At 66.2% G+C, this 17,070-nt stretch carries 24 protein-coding genes; 8 read left to right on the top strand and 16 right to left on the bottom strand.

Features of this window, described 5'->3' with window-relative positions; genetic code table 11:
• Positions 1-8: 8 nt before the first annotated feature.
• On the bottom strand, positions 9-1,190 hold the full coding sequence (gene cml / locus AB4Y98_RS13685; protein WP_442244525.1) for a CmlA/FloR family chloramphenicol efflux MFS transporter: 1,182 nt from the start codon (positions 1,188-1,190) through the stop codon (positions 9-11).
• A gap of 218 nt (positions 1,191-1,408) precedes the next feature.
• Complete coding sequence (locus AB4Y98_RS13680; RefSeq protein ID WP_442244524.1) at positions 1,409-2,314, bottom strand: LysR family transcriptional regulator; 906 nt, start codon at positions 2,312-2,314, stop codon at positions 1,409-1,411.
• A gap of 109 nt (positions 2,315-2,423) precedes the next feature.
• Here AB4Y98_RS13680 and AB4Y98_RS13675 point away from each other — a divergent pair, with 109 nt between their 5' ends.
• Positions 2,424-3,890, top strand: coding sequence for an MFS transporter (locus AB4Y98_RS13675; RefSeq protein WP_336032410.1), 1,467 nt, complete (start codon positions 2,424-2,426; stop codon positions 3,888-3,890).
• Positions 3,891-3,974: 84 nt separating this feature from the next.
• Here AB4Y98_RS13675 and AB4Y98_RS13670 read toward each other — a convergent pair whose 3' ends face one another.
• The 5 genes from AB4Y98_RS13670 to AB4Y98_RS13650 form a co-directional block, all read right to left on the bottom strand.
• Positions 3,975-4,427, bottom strand: a complete 453-nt coding sequence (locus AB4Y98_RS13670) for a PA2169 family four-helix-bundle protein (protein ID WP_049466788.1) — start codon at positions 4,425-4,427, stop codon at positions 3,975-3,977.
• Between the two features lie 209 nt (positions 4,428-4,636).
• Positions 4,637-5,134 (bottom strand): Ohr family peroxiredoxin, encoded by a 498-nt coding sequence (locus tag AB4Y98_RS13665; protein WP_154881105.1) that lies wholly within the window; start codon positions 5,132-5,134, stop codon positions 4,637-4,639.
• A gap of 32 nt (positions 5,135-5,166) precedes the next feature.
• Entirely contained in the window at positions 5,167-5,934 is a 768-nt protein-coding gene (locus AB4Y98_RS13660; RefSeq protein ID WP_442244523.1) for an SDR family oxidoreductase, read from the bottom strand.
• A gap of 115 nt (positions 5,935-6,049) precedes the next feature.
• Complete coding sequence (locus AB4Y98_RS13655; RefSeq protein ID WP_442244522.1) at positions 6,050-7,081, bottom strand: LysR substrate-binding domain-containing protein; 1,032 nt, start codon at positions 7,079-7,081, stop codon at positions 6,050-6,052.
• Positions 7,078-7,335, bottom strand: coding sequence for a sigma factor-like helix-turn-helix DNA-binding protein (locus AB4Y98_RS13650; protein WP_223483463.1), 258 nt, complete (start codon positions 7,333-7,335; stop codon positions 7,078-7,080). Before AB4Y98_RS13650 ends, AB4Y98_RS13655 begins: the two co-directional genes overlap by 4 nt.
• Before the next feature lie 144 nt (positions 7,336-7,479).
• Between AB4Y98_RS13650 and AB4Y98_RS13645 the strand changes: the two genes are divergently transcribed.
• The 3 genes from AB4Y98_RS13645 to AB4Y98_RS13635 all read left to right on the top strand — a co-directional run bounded on the left by AB4Y98_RS13645 (position 7,480) and on the right by AB4Y98_RS13635 (position 9,366).
• A complete protein-coding gene (locus AB4Y98_RS13645; RefSeq protein ID WP_099843770.1) occupies positions 7,480-7,959 on the top strand; it encodes a carboxymuconolactone decarboxylase family protein in 480 nt (159 codons plus the stop codon).
• A 35-nt stretch (positions 7,960-7,994) separates the two neighbouring features.
• Entirely contained in the window at positions 7,995-8,402 is a 408-nt protein-coding gene (locus AB4Y98_RS13640) for a cupin domain-containing protein (protein WP_049466772.1), read from the top strand.
• Positions 8,403-8,484: 82 nt separating this feature from the next.
• Positions 8,485-9,366: an RNA polymerase sigma-70 factor gene (locus AB4Y98_RS13635; RefSeq protein WP_154881108.1), complete on the top strand. Its 882-nt coding sequence runs from the start codon at positions 8,485-8,487 to the stop codon at positions 9,364-9,366.
• Between the two features lie 197 nt (positions 9,367-9,563).
• Here AB4Y98_RS13635 and AB4Y98_RS13630 read toward each other — a convergent pair whose 3' ends face one another.
• The 7 genes from AB4Y98_RS13630 to AB4Y98_RS13600 form a co-directional block, all read right to left on the bottom strand.
• Complete coding sequence (locus AB4Y98_RS13630; RefSeq protein WP_248151194.1) at positions 9,564-10,517, bottom strand: alpha/beta fold hydrolase; 954 nt, start codon at positions 10,515-10,517, stop codon at positions 9,564-9,566.
• A 91-nt stretch (positions 10,518-10,608) separates the two neighbouring features.
• Complete coding sequence (locus tag AB4Y98_RS13625; RefSeq protein ID WP_033832295.1) at positions 10,609-11,529, bottom strand: MBL fold metallo-hydrolase; 921 nt, start codon at positions 11,527-11,529, stop codon at positions 10,609-10,611.
• 312 nt (positions 11,530-11,841) lie between these two features.
• Positions 11,842-12,906: a prolyl oligopeptidase family serine peptidase gene (locus AB4Y98_RS13620; protein WP_442244521.1), complete on the bottom strand. Its 1,065-nt coding sequence runs from the start codon at positions 12,904-12,906 to the stop codon at positions 11,842-11,844.
• 77 nt (positions 12,907-12,983) lie between these two features.
• Positions 12,984-13,283 carry a hypothetical protein gene (locus tag AB4Y98_RS13615; protein ID WP_025879032.1) on the bottom strand — a complete coding sequence of 100 codons (300 nt, stop codon included), beginning with the start codon at positions 13,281-13,283 and terminating at the stop codon, positions 12,984-12,986.
• Positions 13,271-13,486, bottom strand: a complete 216-nt coding sequence (locus AB4Y98_RS13610; protein ID WP_025879033.1) for a hypothetical protein — start codon at positions 13,484-13,486, stop codon at positions 13,271-13,273. Before AB4Y98_RS13610 ends, AB4Y98_RS13615 begins: the two co-directional genes overlap by 13 nt.
• Positions 13,487-13,529: 43 nt before the next feature.
• Positions 13,530-13,787 (bottom strand): hypothetical protein, encoded by a 258-nt coding sequence (locus AB4Y98_RS13605; protein WP_223483464.1) that lies wholly within the window; start codon positions 13,785-13,787, stop codon positions 13,530-13,532.
• A 97-nt stretch (positions 13,788-13,884) separates the two neighbouring features.
• Positions 13,885-14,115 carry a hypothetical protein gene (locus AB4Y98_RS13600; protein WP_033832573.1) on the bottom strand — a complete coding sequence of 77 codons (231 nt, stop codon included), beginning with the start codon at positions 14,113-14,115 and terminating at the stop codon, positions 13,885-13,887.
• 167 nt (positions 14,116-14,282) lie between these two features.
• Here AB4Y98_RS13600 and AB4Y98_RS13595 point away from each other — a divergent pair, with 167 nt between their 5' ends.
• Positions 14,283-14,585, top strand: a complete 303-nt coding sequence (locus tag AB4Y98_RS13595) for a hypothetical protein (protein ID WP_025879036.1) — start codon at positions 14,283-14,285, stop codon at positions 14,583-14,585.
• 17 nt (positions 14,586-14,602) lie between these two features.
• On the opposite strand, the gene AB4Y98_RS13590 is transcribed toward AB4Y98_RS13595, so the two are convergent.
• Positions 14,603-14,923 (bottom strand): hypothetical protein, encoded by a 321-nt coding sequence (locus AB4Y98_RS13590; RefSeq protein WP_080149919.1) that lies wholly within the window; start codon positions 14,921-14,923, stop codon positions 14,603-14,605.
• A gap of 195 nt (positions 14,924-15,118) precedes the next feature.
• Between AB4Y98_RS13590 and AB4Y98_RS13585 the strand changes: the two genes are divergently transcribed.
• A complete protein-coding gene (locus AB4Y98_RS13585; RefSeq protein WP_442244520.1) occupies positions 15,119-15,760 on the top strand; it encodes a glutathione S-transferase family protein in 642 nt (213 codons plus the stop codon).
• 100 nt (positions 15,761-15,860) lie between these two features.
• Here AB4Y98_RS13585 and AB4Y98_RS13580 read toward each other — a convergent pair whose 3' ends face one another.
• Positions 15,861-16,187 (bottom strand): nuclear transport factor 2 family protein, encoded by a 327-nt coding sequence (locus AB4Y98_RS13580; protein WP_442244519.1) that lies wholly within the window; start codon positions 16,185-16,187, stop codon positions 15,861-15,863.
• Between the two features lie 87 nt (positions 16,188-16,274).
• Between AB4Y98_RS13580 and AB4Y98_RS13575 the strand changes: the two genes are divergently transcribed.
• Both AB4Y98_RS13575 and AB4Y98_RS13570 read left to right on the top strand, forming a co-directional pair.
• Positions 16,275-16,619, top strand: coding sequence for a winged helix-turn-helix transcriptional regulator (locus AB4Y98_RS13575; RefSeq protein ID WP_025879040.1), 345 nt, complete (start codon positions 16,275-16,277; stop codon positions 16,617-16,619).
• 129 nt (positions 16,620-16,748) lie between these two features.
• Complete coding sequence (locus tag AB4Y98_RS13570; RefSeq protein WP_025879041.1) at positions 16,749-17,069, top strand: hypothetical protein; 321 nt, start codon at positions 16,749-16,751, stop codon at positions 17,067-17,069.
• Position 17,070: the final 1 nt, after the last annotated feature.

The following is a 17,070-nucleotide window of genomic DNA, read 5'->3' as shown; positions in this document are numbered from 1 at the left end:
TGCACAGTTCACCGCCTCAGCATCACCAGGCCACCCAGGCTCAACGACGGCAGCAGCAGCCCAAAGGCCACCAGCGGCCAGACCGTATCGCCCGGCAGCAGCAGCGTCGCCAGCGTGCCAAGCGTTGCCACGATCACGCTCTGCACGGCGTAGTACAGCGCCACTGCCGTGCCGGAGGCATCGGCAAAATCGCGCAGCGCACCGTTGGCCGCCACCGCAGCCACCATCACGATGCCGATGGCCACCAGCCACATCGGCAACACGACACTGGCAAAGGATGGCGGCAGCATCGCCGTCATCGCCATGACCAGCGCGCCGCCGATCATCACCATCAGCCCACGCAGGAAACTGCCTCCAATGCCCCATCGCCCGATGAATCGAGCAGCGAAGCGCGAGGTGACGATCATCACCAGCGCCACCGTCGCGAAGGCCAGGCTGAAGCCCATCGCCGAATAGCCGGCCCTCCCCATCAGCACCCGCGGGGCGATCGAGAAAAACACGAAGAACGTGCCCATCGCCGCACTGAATCCCAATGCATGGACCCAGAAGCCGGCATTGCCGAGGATGCGCGCGAAGGCTGGCGATACGTGGACATGCTGCGGTGGCCGTGTCTCCTGCCAGCCGCGGCATGCGCGTGCACCCGCCAGCAGTCCCAGCACACCCAGCGCGATGAAAATGGCCCGCCAGCCCAGCGTATAGGCGATCAATGCGCCGAGGATCGGACCGAGCGCCGGCACGAACGCCAACATCGAGGCGAACAGGCCATAGAGCGTGGCGCCCTCGGCCGTATCGGCATACACGTCGCGCACCGTGGCGAAGGTGGCCACCAGTGCGGCCGACGCCCCAACCGCCTGCACGCCGCGCCACGCAAGGAATGCCGCACCACCGCTACACGCGGCCAGCGCGAACGACGCCAGCGTGAACAACAGCGCGCCCAGCAGCAGCACCGGCCGTCGCCCGATCCGGTCCGATAGCGGGCCGAAGATCAGCTGGCCCAGCCCCAGCACGAGCATGTACAGGCTCAGCGTCAACTGGATGAGGGCAGGCGACGTGCCGAGTGCCTGCGGCATGGCCGATACGACCGGCAGGTAGATATCCATGGCCAGCGAGGCCAGGAGGTCGAAGGGGGCCATCAACACGATGGCGCCCGGCAGGGAATGGGCCCAGCGAAGGGCTTTTCGATCAGACATGGGGAAACATCCGCTCAGGAGGGAATCCGGCGGTGATCAACCCAGTGCGTGGAAATCGCAGGACAAGATCACCGCAACAACGTGCGTACCGTTGTTGCGGCTCAGCGGACTGTCTGCGGACCGTTCCCGTTGTTCATCTGATGATCCGGTGGAAGATCGAATGCGGCCAGTGTAGCAAGGCCATTGCGGGCAGCCCGGCAACGTCGTCCGGCAGGGCCTCAGGGCAAGGGCAGCATGTCGATGCGCCGGGAGGGCGTACGCCGCACCTGCTCGATGAGCCGGCGGACCGCTGGCGATGTTTCCTGTTCACGGTACAGCGCTGCGATGGTCGAGGCGATGACCGGCCCGGCGATCGGCAGATACACCACGCCTGGCAGCAGCAGCGTCCGCTGCAGCACCGATGGCACGATCGCCACGGCGCCATCGCCCACCGAGACCTGCGCGAGCACCGCGACAAGATGACCGGGACGGGAACGGATGTCCGGCACGAATCCGCCACGGCGGGCGACTTCCAGCGTGCCTGCGGGCTGCTCCGGCATGATGAACGCCTCCTTCGCCAGCAGCACCGGCTGCACCGGCACCCCCGCGTGGGCCAGCGCATGCGATGCCGGCAACGCCACGCAGAACTGATCTTCGATCAGGATGTGCGAACCGAGCGCATCGGGCACCTCCATCGGAAGCCGGCAGAACACCACATCGATGCGACCGTCCAGCAGGAGGTCCGGCAGGTCGGCCATCGGCCATTCGCCGACCTTCAGCTCCACGTCGGGCGATGCGCTGCGGAACCGCTGCAACTGCTCCTGCAGCGCGCCGGCATGGACCGCCGAACCTACGTAGCCGATCTCGATCCTGCCGATTTCCCCGCGACCAGCGCGGCGGCCCACGGCCTCTGCCTGCTCGAACTGGCGCAGCACGTTGCGTGCTTCGGCCAGGAAGATCGCACCGGCAGAGGTCAGCGTGACCTCGCGCCTACTGCGATCAAACAAGGGGGTGCCCAGGCGACGCTCGATCTGCTGGATCTGAACGCTCAGCGTCGGCGTGGCGATGCCCAGGCGCAGCGCGGCGCGCCCGAAATGCAGCTCCTCGGCCAGTGCGACGTAGTACTGCAGATGTCGACGGTCCATGCGTGCCGGCTCGTTAGCTTTGGCCTAACGTACTTGAAGAACACCGGCAATGAAACAAACAGTCGAAGTTGCTTGAATGGGCCTTCGTCCTTCCCCACCCGAGTGCCCGGTGTCCCTCTTCCCCCGCCGCAGACCGCCCAACTGGATCCTGATCATCGCCTCGCTCGGCTGCACGATGACGGTGCTGGAAACCAACGCCGTGGCCGTCGCGCTGCCGACCATCGCGCGGGATCTGCAGGCTGACTTCGCCGACATCGAATGGGTGATCAGCTGCTACATCCTGACCTTCACCTCGCTGCTTCTGCCCGCCGGTGCCATCGCCGATCGCCATGGCCGCAGGCGGGTGCTGCTGATCGGCATCGCACTGTTCGCCCTCTCATCGCTGACCTGCGCGCTGGCCCCCACGGCCAGTGCGCTGTATGTGGCCCGAGCGTTGCAGGGCGTGGGTGCCGCTTTCCTGCTGGCCCCATCACTGTCGGTGATCGGCCACGAATTCCACGAGGGCAAGCAACGCGACGATGCCTGGGCCTTCTGGGGCACGGCAATGGGCATGATGATGGTGCTCTCGCCGCTTATCGGTGGGCTGTTGTCCTCGCTGTGGGGATGGCGCTCGGTGTTCATCGCGATCCTGCCCTTCCTCGCCTTCCTGGCCTATGGTGCGATCCGCTGGGTTCCCGACACTGCCGACACGGTGGTACGCCCGCTCGATCCGCCCGGCATCATCACCTTCAGCGTGGCGATCTTCGGCATCGTGTTCTTCCTCGTGGAAGGACTCGCGCAGGGATGGACATCGGCGGTGGCCCTGGCCGGCCTGGGCCTGGGCATCGCGATGGCCGCGCTGTTCACCTGCATCGAGCTCAAGCGTCGGCATCCGATGGTCGACCTGCGGCTGCTTGCCAGCCCGCGCTTTGTCGGTGCCCTGATCGCCATGGTCGGCTACGCGGTCAGCGCGCAGGTGATGGCCTCGATGCTGCCGCAGTACCTGCAGAACGGCGTCGGCCTGAGTGCACTGGCCACGGGCGCCGGCATGCTGCCGTTCGCTGCGGCGATGCTGCTGTTCCCCAGCGTGGGCAGGCGCCTGGGCAGACGATTGTCGAGTGGGATGGTGCTGGCCATCGGCCTGTCCACCACTGCCGCCGGCAATGCGCTGGCCGGTATCGGTGCATGGCACAACCAGCCGACGGTGGCGCTGCTGGCGATGGTCATCATCGGCGCAGGCGGTGGCATCCTCAACGGCGAAACATCCAAGGCGATCATCGGCTCGGCCCCCCGCGACCGCGCAGGCATGGCCTCGGGCATCAGTGCGACGACGCGCTTCGTCGGCATCCTGCTCGGCTTCACGGTCCTCTCCAGCGCCCTGACCGTCGGCATCCGCGCCGGACTCTCAACACGCGTACCTGCAGATGAAGTCATGCGTCTGGCCGACACCATCGCCACCGGTGCACTGCCCCAAGGAGCCCCGGTTGATCTGGCGCGGGCGATCTACAGCCAGGGCTTTGCCGCGTCCCTGTGGACTGCCGCCGCAGCAGCGACGCTGGCGAGCCTGGCCGTTGCCCTGCTCAGGCCACGCGCCTGATCGCAGATGGCAGACGCAGAAACGACCAGGGCAGCACTGGGCTGCCCTGGTCGCGGCGATGTGGGGGACGATCGCCAGATGCGATCAGGCAGCCTTCATCGCATGCTTGCGGGCGCGCATCACCGAGTGGCATTCCTGCACTTCCGGCAGCCACTGGGTCACTTCCTGGCGCACCGCCGGCGGCAGGTCGTTGTCCTTCAGCACATCCTTGAACGCGCCCAGCAGGCGATCCTCGGACTCTTCAAGTTCAGCCACGTAACCGTAGTTGGTGTCACCGAAGGCCGCGCGCACCTTGCCGTAGAACTGCTGCATGGAACCGACCATGGTGCCGTGCTCGGCCGGCTTGCCGCCGGTAGCGGCCACCGAGCTGCTCAGCGAGGACACGATGCGGCCCTTCACGCCGGCGATGCGGACGAACAATGCCGACAGCTCGGCATCCTTCACCTTGGTTGCGGCTTCCTCGTAGAAGGACTTGCCATCACGTGCGATCTCGATCAGGTCGTTGAGGCGATGCTCGATGGTGGACTGGGTGCTCATGTGTAGTCTCCTCTGGGGGAAAAAGGGCAACAGTGGAATCCGTTGCCTGCGAGCCCAGACTGGCCGACCGGGTGTGGTTCGCGGGTGAGCATCGATTGATGCGGTGATCATGCTGCCCAACGGCGCCCCACCCACTCACGCGGGCGACGCGGCGTCTTCACCGCATCTGAATCCTGGCAATGACCTGCACGGTCATCCGCACCGCATGTCTAGTCCACCGCTACCCGCACCACATGGCTGATGCCCCGATGGAACATCTTCGCGTACGGACAGACCCGCTCGGTGTTGCGCACCAGTTCGGCTGCACGTATCGGGTCCATGCCAGGCAGGCACACCACGATCTCGGCAGACAGCAGGTACAGGCCGTCCACGGGATCGCGCGCGAACGTCACCGCTACGTCGATGCTCGGCTCGACCAGTTCCATTCCCGCACGCGCAGCCACCAGCACCATCGCACCGTGGAAGCAGCCGGCGTAGCCCGCCGCCAGCAACTGCTCGGGATTGGTACCGCCACCGGGTCCACCCAGCTCAGCAGGCAACCGCAGGTCCACTGACAGCGCACCATCATCGGACCGCACCACGCCCGACGCGCGGCCATGCTGTGCCACGCCACCACTGACCCGCACCCGTCCGGTATACAGCGGGCGCACCTCATCACCGTGGTACTTGTCGAGCACACTGTGCGGAGGCGGTTTCAGCCCGGTCATCGCCGGTTCCTGCTGTCAGCGTCCACCGCCGATCAGGCCGGCTGGCCCTGTGCCAGCCCGGACTGCTGCAACCAGCGCTCGAAGCCGATCGTGCCGAGCCATGCCTGGCCCACCGGCACCAGCGTGTCCTGCTGCAGCTGCGCACCGAAGTAGCGCGCCTGGGCATCGCCAACCACTTCACGCGCGTCACCGGTTGCCTGCAGGAAGCGCTGCGCCAGCACCGCCATCGATTCGCGTTCCGGGCCGGCGATCTCCACCACGCCATTGGCTGGTGCCTGCTGCGCGATGCGCGCAACCGCATCGGCCACATCCTCGGCGGCGATCGGCTGCACTGCGGCGGTCGGCAGCTGCAGGGTCTGGCCGTCACCGGCTGCCTGGATGATGCCCGGCAGGAACTCGAAGAACTGCGTCGAGTGGATGATCGTGTACGCCAGGCCCGAATCGCGGATCAGGCGTTCCTGGGCGATCTTGCCGCGGAAATAGCCGCTGGCCGCCAACTTGTCGGTACCCACCACCGACAGCGCGAGATGATGACGTACGCCTGCCTGCGCCGCGGCCGCCAGGATGTTGTGGCCGGCAGTCACGAAGAACGACAGCACCGCCGCATCTTCGAACGAGGGCGAGTTGGCCAGGTCGACCACTACCTCGGTGCCTGCCATCGCAGCGGCCAGGCCCTCGCCGCTCAGCACATCGATACCGGTGGAGGGTGCAGCGACGACGACCTCATTGCCGGCCGCATGCAGGCGATCGACCACCTTGCTGCCGATGCGGCCGGTGCCACCGATGACGAGGATCTTCATGACAGGTCTCCTGGAAGGTGGAAGGTGCGGATGTGGCTGCATGCTAGGAACGCATTGGCCGGCGCAGTAGATCCGCAGCGGGCCACGCACTGTTGCCGCATCGGCACCAATGCGGTCATGCCCATGCCGGGGCCGAATCGCGCTGCACTGCCGCCTGCTGCCGCGCTTCCCAGTGCGAGAACACATCCAGATCCAGCGCGCGTATGCGCTGGGTGCTGAAATCGATGAACGCGCGGATCCGCTTGGGCAGCTGGCGTCGGCTGAGATAGCACAGGTAGTGGCCACGATCGTGAGGCGCGTAGCAGTCCAGGCAGGTCACTACAGCGCCTGAGCGCAGCGCATCACTTACCTGGTAGCTGGGCAACTGGGCGACCCCAAGCCCGTCGATCACGGCCTGCAGGACAAGATCGGCGTCATTGAACACCACCTCCGCCGGCGGCTGCAGATTCACATCCTGGCCGTCCACACGGAAGTCCCAGCGCTGCAGGCGCCCACCAGGCAGGCGTCGACCGATGCAGGCATGGCTGGACAACGCTTCGATGGTGTCTGCCAGGCCATGTGCCTGCACATACGCGGGCGACGCACAGACCACCAGCTGCATCGGCACCAGCTGCTTGGCGATCACCTGGCTGTCTTCCAGCACGCCATCGCGGAACGCTACATCGATGCGATCGGCGGCCAGGTCCGGTGCCTGCTCGTCCAGCAGCAGCTCCACAGAGACCTGTGGATACTCCGCGCGGAACGCAGACAGCAGCGGCGCGATCACCCGGCGTCCGAAGCCATGGGTCGCACTGATCCGCAGATGCCCGCGCGGCGGTCCTTCGCGCAGGTCGCGCATTTCATCCAGCGCCTGCAGGATGCTGGCAACGCCCGGGCTGCAGCCCTCCAGGAACAGCTCGCCTTCGCGGGTGAGTGTTGTCGAGCGCGTGGTGCGCAGGAACAGGCGCACGCCCAGTTGTCCCTCCAGCTTCTGCACGCTGCGGCTGACGGCCGAACGACCGATGCCGAGGCGATCACCGGCGCGGGCGAAGCTGCCCTCGGCGGCTACCGCGATGAATGCCAGAACCCCGGCATAGCTGGCGGAGAAGGACGCAGTGAGGGAATCGCGGCCGTCGCTGGCCAGACAGGACTGCGGCATGACATTCATGGTGTTCCAGGCTCCTGGAAGTCGCGTCGGGCAAGCAGGTGGGCGCGTGCATGGGCCAGTCGCTGGCGGCATGCCGGCAGCTCCAGCCCCAGCAGTGGCGCGATGTCCTCAAAGCCCGCGCCCAGCACGTCATGCAGCAACAGCACGGCCCGCATGTCCGGTGGCAGTTCGTGCAATGCGGCAAGGAAGGCCTGCCAGACCCGCTCACTGGCGGGGCAGGCTGCTGCGCGGTTCGGGGCGGATGAGGTGTCCATGCCCGGCAGACGGGCGAGCATCCGCCGCTGTGACAGACCATTGGTGTTTTTCGCTCAACACCGTGCAGCCCTGCCCTCGCCTACCGCCCCGCGTGCAGCGGGCCTAGCCTCGCTGCGTCCCTCAACTCCCATCGGAACACCGTCATGAGCCAACGCCTGGACTACGCCGCACAGTCGCCCGAACTCTTCAGGAAGCTCGGCACCTTCTCCCATGCCGTGCACAACAGTTCGATCGAAGCGGCCATCATCGACCTGGTCAACATCCGCGCCTCGCAGCTCAACGGCTGCGGGTTCTGCCTGGACATGCACGTGAAGGAAGCGACGATCCGTGGCGAGCGCGCATTGCGCCTGCACCATGTCGCGGCGTGGCGTGAATCGAACCTGTTCAGTGCGCGCGAACGTGCCTGCCTGGCGTGGACCGACGCACTTACCCACCTGCCTGCGCAGGGGGTTGCGGACGACGTGTATGAGCGCGTGCGTAGTCAGCTGTCCGAACAGGAAATCGTCGATCTGACCTACGCGGTGATGGCGATCAATGCATGGAACCGCGCCAACGTCGCCTTCCGTACGCAACCCGGCTCGCTGGACCAGGCCTTTGGCCTGGACAAGGCCGGTCTGGCCTGAGCGTCGACTGCCCAATTTCCTGCTGGAGACCTGCCATGCGTTCTCTCTGTTCCCTGGCGCTGCTGGCCCTGCTGCCGTTGACCAGCATCGCCGCCACGCCGCCGCCCACCGCACCCGAGCCCATCGTGCGCGAGGTCATGACCCGTCCGTTGCCGGAACAGCCGGGCAAGGAGGCACTGATCCTGACGGTGCAGTACCCACCCGGCGGCGCCGATCCCGTGCACCGGCACGACGCCCACGGCTTCGTCTATGTGCTGCAGGGCCGCATCGTGATGGGCGTGGCCGGCGGCCGCGAGGTCACCCTCGGCCCGGGGGAGGCCTTCCATGAAGGCCCGGACGATCTGCACACCGTCGGCCGCAATGCCAGCCAGACCGAGCCGGCGACATTCGTCGTGTTCCTGATCAAGGACATCGGCAAGCCGGCGGTACTGCCACCACGCTGACCGCCACCGGTCGGGGCAGTACCCGCCACTCCCACAGGTCCGCCGGTGTCACAATCGGCGGACCTGTCCCGTCTCTGCTGGCATGGACGACCCCACCGCACTGTTCACCCGACTACGCCCGCGCCTGTTCGGCGTGGCCTACCGCATGCTCGGCTCCTCGCACGAGGCCGAGGACGTGGTGCAGGATGTCTGGCTGCGCTGGCATGGCGCCAATCAGCAGGACATCGAGAACGCCGAAGCCTGGCTGGTGGCCACCACCACCCGCCGCGCCATCGATGGCCTGCGCCTGGCCCGGCGCACGCGCGAGCACTACGTCGGCATGTGGCTGCCCGAGCCGCTGCTCACCGAAGACACCGGCACACCCGAGTACATGCTGGAAACGGCCAGTGATCTGTCGGTGGCCTTCCTCAACGTGCTGGAGCGGCTGGCCCCGGACGCGCGCGCCGCGTTCCTGCTGCACGATGTGTTCGACCAGGATTACGACGTGGTGGCACGCACGCTGGACAAGACCGAAGCCGCCTGCCGGCAGATCGTGCACCGCGCACGCCTGCAGCTGCGGCAGGAGCGACCGCGCTACAACGTGCCGCAGGACGTGCACCAGAAACTGATGCGGCGTTTCGCAGAGGCCATCGCCAATGGCGACTTCGGGACGATGAAAACCCTGATGGCCGAATCGGCCGTGCTGATCGGCGATGGCGGCGGCATCGTCACCAGCTTCCCGAAACCGATGGTCGGCGGCGCACGCATCGCACAGCTGCTGTACGCCCCGCACCTGCGGCGCAAGGACCAGCTGCGGATGGTGCCGAGCATGATCAATGGACGACTGGGGCTGCTGCGCTACTTCGATGACGTGCTGGAATCGGCAATGGCCTTCGATACCAACGGCGAGCAGATCGTGCAGATCCTGGTGCAGCGCAACCCGCACAAGCTGCAGGGCCTGAACCAGCCAACCTTGATCCAGTAGATCCACGCCATGCGTGGATGCGGTTGCCTTCATGCACAGCAAAGCCACGCATGGCGTGGCTCTGCCGGCGGGCTTTCCACCCTGCGTCAATCCAGTAGATCCACGCCATGCGTGGATGCGGTTGCTCTCATGCACAGCAAAGCCACGCATGGCGTGGCTCTACCGGTCTCCGTGCCGCCTGACGGCTGCCCTTGCGGTTACTTCTGCTGCAGGAAGGCCAGCAGGTCCTGGTTGACCTTGTCCTTGTGGGTCTCGGTCAGACCATGCGGCGCGCCCGGGTAGACGATCAGCCTGGCGCCCTTGATCAGCTTGGCCGACATCCGTCCCGCCACGTCGATCGGCACGATCTGATCGTCGTCGCCGTGGATCACCAGGGTCGGCACATCGAACTTCTGCAGGTCAGCGCGGAAGTCGGTCGCCGAGAACGCGGCGATCGAGTCGTAGGTGTTCTTCTGCCCACCCAGCATGCCCTGCGCCCACCATGCATCGACCATCGCCTGGTTGACCTTCGCGCCCGGTCGGTTGAATCCATAGAACGGACCAGACGGAATGTCCTTGTACAGCTGCGAGCGGTTCTCCAGCTGCGCCTTGCGGATGCCGTCGAACACTTCGATCGGAACGCCACCCGGGTTGTCTGCGGTTTTCAGCATGAACGGCGGCACCGAACTGATCAGCACGGCCTTCTTCACCCGTCCCGTGCCATGGCGGCCGATGTACCGCGCCACTTCGCCGCCGCCGGTGGAGAAGCCCACCAGTGTGACGTCCTTCAGGTCCAGCGTATTGATCACCGTGGCCAGATCATCGGCGTAGTGATCCATGTCGTTGCCATCCCAGGGCTGGCTGGAACGACCGTGGCCACGGCGGTCGTGTGCGACCACCCGGTAACCGTGGTCCGCCAGGAACATCATCTGCGATTCCCAGCTGTCCGAATCCAGCGGCCAGCCATGGCTGAAGGTCACCACCGGCCCGTTCTTCGGGCCCCAGTCCTTGTAGTACAGCTGCACACCATCGGCGGTGGTGATGGTGCTGGCGGTGCGCGTGACAACGCTGGGCGCGGACGGGTGTGCCGGCGCGGCGGCCTGGGCGGACAGGCCCGCCTGCATCGACAGGGCCAGGGCAGTTGCAGCGAGGGTGCGGGTAACGGTGTTCATGGTGGACCTCCAGCGGATGGGTGGGTTTCGACAGGGGCTACTGTGCGCCCCTGTCCGGGACCATTGGTGACGTGAAGTCCAGAAAACTTGATCAAAAATCCCAGAACGCCGGCACCCAGCGGAACGCCTCGCCGTCGCGGGACACCCGGCCCACCGACGGGAACGGCAGGTGCGTGGCCACCAGCATCTCGCCGGTGCCGGCCAGCGCATTGAGCAGTTCAATGCGCACCCGCGCCGCTTCCTCCGGGTCGTGCTCGAAACCGTTGTGCCAGTTCGGTTGATCAAAACCGACGGCGAACACGGCATCGCCAGCAAAGGTCAGCGCCTGGCCCCCCGAAGCAACGCGCACCACGCAGTGGCCCGGCGTGTGGCCGCCGGTGCGGCGCGCGACTACGCCCGGTGCGATCTCATGCTCATCCTCGAAGGTGTGCACGAAACTGCCGTACTCGGCCCAGAAATGCGTGGCCGTTGCGCGAAGCGCGTCCGGGAACCCCTGTGGCATGTTGGTGCGGGTGAAGTCGGGCGACTTCCAGAACGCCACTTCCGACGCCGCGACATGGATCTTCAGATCCGGCCGCAGCTGTGCTTTCACTCCGTCCACCAACAGGCCACCGATGTGGTCCATGTGCATGTGGGTGATCACCACATCGGTGATCTCGCGCAGGTCGATACCGGCAGCGCCGAGGCGACGGATCAGCTGCCCGGCGCGCGGCAGCTGCAGGTCCGGGTCCATGCCCAGGCCGGCGTCGATCAGGATGGTGCGCTCACCGCTGTGCACCACCATCACGTTCAACGCCCAGTCGAACGCATCCTGTGGCAGGTACATCTCGTCGAACCATTCGGCGCGCTCGGACGCCTGCACGTTGTGGCCGAGCATCTGCGTCGGCAGCGGCAGCACGCCGTCGCTGACCACCAGCACATCGATATCGCCGACTTTCAGGGCGTAACGCGAGGGAACAAGCTCGTCGAGCGCGGGCGCGGCAGGGGCAATGGTGTTTTCCAGGCTGAACATGGGGCGATCTCCACGAAGGTTGGCTGGCAGGCAGTGAAGCAGGGCCGGCGGACAGTTCCGGGGTACGCCTTCGCACGGCGCAGGGCATGGCGTTGCCGGGCAGCAATGCCCTGCAGCACAGCGCCGCTGGTTCGATTGAAGACGGGATCCACGAGCTGTCGTGGCCCCGGAGCACGGCAAGGGCCGTGTGGGATCAGCGTAGACAACGCAGGCAGCGCGCAGTAGGCCCGCAGGCGGGCTCGTGGCGTTGCCTTTGGGGAAGCAGTGGGCGACGTGGTTCCCGCCCACCGCCTGCCACCCGGTGGGCTTCGCTCAGCCGCCCTTGCCCATCAGCCAGCGGATGGCCTGTGGGAACGAGGTCTTCCAGTCGTCCGGATAGAAATGGCCACCCTCATGGGTACGCGACCGGAGCTCGTTGCCATCGCTGAAAAGGGCGCGGAAATCCGCGCTCATCTTCTGGTTCGCCGGCCCTTCCTGCTCGCCGTTGATGACGAACACCCGCTTGCCGTGCGCGCTGCTCTGCGTGGGCACCGGCTGGCGCCAGCCACCCGGCGACACCAGCAATGCGCCGGCATAGTCATCCGGATGCTGCGCCAGCAGCGCGCCGGCATGCTGCGAGCCCTGCGAGAAGCCCATCAGGTACACCCGCTTGCGGTCGATGCACTGGCGCGCGGCCAGTTGCTCCAGCCCCGCCTGCACCACCTTGTGCGTGCCCTCATACGGGCCGGTCCAGCTGAAGCTGTCGAACGACTCGCGCATCTCCGTACCGTTGATGCCCAGCAACACCACACCAGCATCGGCCAGCGGCTGCTCGCTGCTGTCCAGGTGGCCGTTGATGCCGTAGCCGTGCAGCCACACCAGCACCGGCGCACAGGCCGGCATCGCAACACCCTTCGAAGGGGGCAGCACCGAGATGGCGCCCACCTTGCCGACCGATACCTTCGCGTAGCGTGCCTGCGTATTGGCCAGCACCTGCTTGAAGAACGGCGTTCCGCGCAGGTGCTCGAAGTCATCGTTGTCGGCCAGCGCGGGCGCGAACCACATGCCACGCTCATCGGCTTGGCGCAGATAGCGCTCGGCCAGCGCATCGTCACCGCGGCGTGCGAACAATGCCGCTGCGTGGTACGGCGCCTGCGCCAACGTGGGGTCTTCGCGGGTTGCGGCCAGATAGAGCGCCAGCGACTGCAGCAGCGTGGCGTCGTCTTCCTCGGCCCGCTCCATCAGGTCCTGCGCATCGTCGGCATTGATCAGGGCATTCAGCACCGGGCTGATCGACTTGAACGCGATGGTCGAGGCGCTGTCCTGTTCCTCGGCCTGTGCGGTTGGCGCGCAGACAGCGATCGCCAGGAAAACAGCAAGAGCAGACAGCTTCGGCATGGGGAATCTTCCGTGATTGCGGCAACGCGCGGGGCGCGCAGTCTAGCAACCTCCGGGCCGATCAGATCACCCTGCGCTCAACCGTAGGCAGGATGGCTGCCGGTAAGCACGCCCATCGAAAACGCGTAGCCCGCTTCTTCCAGCAACAGCCGCATGCGCAGTTCCGCGCGCCGCGGAACACACAGCCCGCTCGGTGCGTACAGCGCATAGACGAAGCCGGCGCCTTCCACGTGCTCGCGGCGCACCGAACAGTTGTTGGTTTCTGCGGCATCGGACCACACGGCCCGCAGCTTCTCCGGGCCGATGGATTGACCGTTGCGCAGGCGGAACGTCAGCCAGCGCACGCCCAGCGGCGGATGGTAGGTCAGGTTAGCCATTGCGCACCTTCAATACGGCGGCGGAGATGGTTCAGGACGTCCGGTTGCAGATCAGGATGCTCGTTGCGCGCGGACGCCGGCAGATCGATGCGGACAGCGCCGTTGACCAGCGCGGGGGGGTCGGTGTGCAGGTCGATCCACCATCCATCGGGAAGGCGAAGCCCGCGTCCATCCCTGTCATAGAGGTTGATCTGAAAAGACATGACGCTCGCTCCCATTGGAGTTCGAGCATACGCCTGCGCGATGTCACTCCAGACTGCGACCCGCCGACGCGATTTCCTCGACCCGCTTGGCGCACACGAAAACGAACGCCTCGTCCTGCTGCACCTTCAGGAACGAATCCAGCCACCGTGCCGCAGCACCKCGGTTGCCGATCACGCCCCCGAGTTCTTCGGTAAGGCAACGCGCGCACTCCATGCCACCCGGACTGGGGGCCTGGCAGGCGCGGCAGCGCGCCATCGTCGTCGTTCTTGCCGGACGGCACTGGTACATGATCTTCGTCATCAGGCTTACCGCACGGGCATGGGATGGCATCAGCGCTCTTCCCGAACGTTGGACAGAGGAAAGCCGCGCAACGCGCGGCCTCTTCTTCGCTTATTGCTCAGCGACGGGTGTCACGGCCCGGCTCGCTCTTCTGTTCCTGCCCGGACTTCTGCGGGCCGACCGGCTTTGCATCCTGCTGGACCTGCTGCTCCTGCTGGCGCTGCTTGCCGTCCTGCTTCCGGTCGCCGCCCATTGCGTTGCCGTCGGCCTGGCCCTGCTGGGCGGCCTGCTTGATTCCGGTCGGGGCGTTGGTGCGGTCGGTCTGGCCTTGCGGCGTATTGTTGTTCATGTCTTGCTCCACCGCAGCGATCTGCTGCAACGCCACTGTGGGCGTGGGCCGGTTACGCAGCTGCATGAAAGCCGGAGATTAATGAACGGGCACCATGAACAGCGCTGCGCGCACACAGGCTCCTGACATGCACAGGTGTACGTTGGCGTTCCAACAGGAGAAGTCTCATGGAACGCATCACCAACAAGGACTTCGTTGACGTCGAGCGCGAGCTGCAGCATTGGCAGGCCGCGTTCCAGACGGGCGATCTGCCCGCCATCAACTTCCGCCACGAGGTCGCACCGGTCATCCGCCTGGCGTGCGACATCTATGTCCGCAACCCACATGGCACGCGCACGGCGTGGCTCACCGATCTGCAGTCACGGCTCGCGCTGCGCACCAGCCTGCGTGGCCACCCGGGGTCGGCGGAAATGGCGATGGGCTGCTGGGCGCGCCTGTCCGGACCGGCATTGGCCCCGCAGGCGGGCTGACACCGGCTGCGCGCAGATCACTCCTCGCCGGCGAGCTGGTTGCCTTCCTGCATCAGCTGATCATTCAACCGGTTCACCAGCGCGATGACCGCATCGGCCAAGGCACGCGCATCGGCGATCGAACCGTGGAAGGCAATGCGGGTGCCCTCCACCCTCACTTCCGCCAATGAAAGCTGCGACGCCAGCGTCGCGCAGTGCTGCAGGAAGCGGCCGGTCCACTGTTCATCGGGTGCCTGATCGAGCAGCGCGGTGATGGCTTCATCGGCAGTCGCATCGACCTGCTGGTGAAGCCGTGGCACGTCGAACCCAACGATGCGCGGCAGTCTGGACGTGCTCACGTACTTCCCCAAGGGTGTGCAGGACGGCAGTATCGCTGCACCGACCCTCCCGGGCGAATCGTCCGACGTGAACCGTTCATCCGGGCCGGCGATGTCGGGCCCTCGGTCAGCGGAGGCGTGTCGATTCCCGAGCCGTCCGGGCGTCGAGAGAAGAAAGGCCGGCCAACGTGGCAGCCAACGCCGATGGACATCCCGATGACGCCGATCCTGACCGCATTCAAGCATTCCCCGGACCGTGGCCAGGGGCTGGCCCGCGACATGCGCGTGCGCTGGGCGCTGGAAGAGCTGGGCCTCGCCTACGACGTCCATCTGCTCTCCTTCGAGGAGATGAAACAGCCGGCGCACCTGGCGCGGCATCCGTTCGGTCAGATTCCCACCTATGAAGATGGCAACGTAGTGCTGTTTGAATCAGGCGCGATCCTGCTGCACCTGGCCGAGCAGCACCCCGGGTTGCTGCCCGTCGATGCGGGTGCGCGCATGCGTGCGATCACCTGGATGTTCGCCGCGCTGAATACCGTGGAGCCGCCGATCGTCGAACGCTCCATGGCGTGGGTGCTGGAACGCGAACAGCCTTGGTACGGGCAACGGCTGGTGATGCTGGACGAGCGCGTGCGCAGGCGGCTGAGCCAGCTGTCCGCCCGGCTGGGCGATGCACCATGGCTGGACGGAGACTTCAGCGCCGGCGATCTGCTGATGGTGTCGGTGCTACTGCGGCTGCAGAGCAGCGGCATCGTCGGCGAGTATCCAGACCTTGCTGCCTACGTGGACCGCGCGACCGCGCGGCCGGCCTACCAGCGTGCCTTCGCCGCGCAGCTGGCGGTGTTCCAGAACCTGTAGCTCCACGCCATGCGTGGAGTTCGCCATCCATTGGTACTGCTACGCGTCAATCGGCAGCCATCCGCGTGCCACCCGATCTCCGGAAGCAACAGCCACTGGATCAGTGGATGTCCAGCGCGACGATGCCGTCCCCTTCCAGGGTGAACGCGTGTGTCAGCACCACCGGGCTGCCCGGGAACGTGCCGCTGACCTGTGCAGATACGATGTGGCGACCGTCCTGCACGTGCAGCTGCAGGGGGACCACGTGTTGCTGGTAGGCCGCACGCGTCTGCGCCACCCAGGCGGCAATCGCCGTGTGTCCCTGGTGCTGCTGGCGCTCATCGCGCACCGTCGCGCCTGCGGCAAAGCACTGCTCTACGTGCGTTCCGGGCTCGCCATTGGCCAGCAGGAAATAGCGGGACAACGGCGCGGGAAGATCGATCGACATCGCAGGCACTCCAGGCGGGACTGGCGCTATTCTCGAACCGCAACCTGGCCGCCACAAGAACGCACCTGAAGGTAAGTGACCCACCCCATGAGAAAGGCCTATACCCCTGAGACCGCCGCCGCGGACGTGGCCAGTGCACTCGCACTGCTGGAAGGCCGCTGGAAGCTGTTGATCCTTTTCCACCTGTTCGACGGCAAGGTGCAGCGCTATTCCGACCTGGAGCGGCTCATCCCCGGCATCTCGCAGAAGATGCTGGCGCAGCAGCTGCGTGCACTGGAAGCCGACGGCATCGTGCTGCGCACGGTGTATCCGCAGGTGCCACCGAAAGTGGAGTATCGACTGAGTGCGTGGGGGCAGGCACTGTGCCCGGCACTGGACGCGCTGCTGCTGTGGCAGGAGCAGAAACCAGCGGCAGGCGAGCCATCGGCATGACCACCTTCAGCGCAGCCACCATGCTGCTGCGAATGGTGAACACCCCGTAAAACGGCCATCGCGCGTGCGGCCACGCGCACCGCACCATCACCTACGCTCAGGTTCCGCCCCCCCGCCCGGAACCGGATCATGCCCTTGATTGCCATCGCGCTTGCCTCAGCACTGTCCGCCCTGCCCGACATCGGCTGGGAGCGCGAGCGGGCCGAAGATGCCCACCAGCTCATGCTGTGCCAGATCCACCGCGACCAGCTGGCCGATCGCGGGGAGAAGTCGCAGACCTACCAGCAGGCCAAGGCCGTCTGTGATCTGCTCGCCCGCGAGTACAAGCAGAACTGGGATTTCGACGCCCACGACGCGCTGGCGGCGGAGGCAGTGGACTTCTTCGACCTCCTGCAGCGCGGTGAGGCCACGGCAGTGCCACCGCGCAAATCCGATCACGCTCTCGAGTGAT

Source organism: Stenotrophomonas sp. 2YAF26 (genome assembly GCF_052114625.1).
Taxonomy (GTDB): Bacteria; Pseudomonadota; Gammaproteobacteria; order Xanthomonadales; family Xanthomonadaceae; genus Stenotrophomonas; species Stenotrophomonas indicatrix.
Note: the sequence above shows the minus strand (reverse complement) of the source record. Positions and strands in the feature narration are given on the sequence as shown.